Annotated in this window: 1 protein-coding gene; it reads right to left on the bottom strand. The window is 42.4% G+C overall.

What is annotated here, in order from left to right:
• Positions 1–220, bottom strand: a 220-nt coding sequence (locus MiSe_RS49845) for a hypothetical protein (RefSeq protein ID WP_226595041.1), incomplete at its 3' end; no start/stop codon positions are given.
• Positions 221–469: the final 249 nt, after the last annotated feature.

The following is a 469-nucleotide window of genomic DNA, read 5'->3' as shown; positions in this document are numbered from 1 at the left end:
AAAAATCTACAAATTGCCGTGTCCCGACAGTGTAAAATCTCTCCTTTGTTAACCGATCAAAACCCAGCGACAATTGTGGTGGAAACCATTCCAGATGTAGGGACACGGCAGCCAAATTTTCTGGAATGATGAAAAATCTACAAATTGCCGTGTCCCGACCGTGTAAAATCTCTCCTTTGTTAATCGATAAAAACCCAGGGACAATTGTGATGGAAGCCATTTTATATCTTGCCGGGACACGGCATTCAAAATTTTCTCGGATGACCGAAACCTATCAGATGCCGTGTCCCTACATTGTAAAATCTCTCCTTTGTTAATCGATAAAAACCCAGGGACAATTGCGGTGGAAACCATTCCAGATGTAGGGACACGGCAGCCAAATTTTCTGGAATTATGAAAAATCTACAAATTGCCGTGTCCCGACAGTGTAAAATCTCTCCTTTGTTAACCGATCAAAACCCAGCGACAA

Origin of the sequence: Microseira wollei NIES-4236 (assembly GCF_020521235.1) — a bacterium.
Lineage (GTDB): Bacteria > Cyanobacteriota > Cyanobacteriia > Cyanobacteriales > Aerosakkonemataceae > Microseira > Microseira wollei.
Note: the sequence above shows the minus strand (reverse complement) of the source record. Positions and strands in the feature narration are given on the sequence as shown.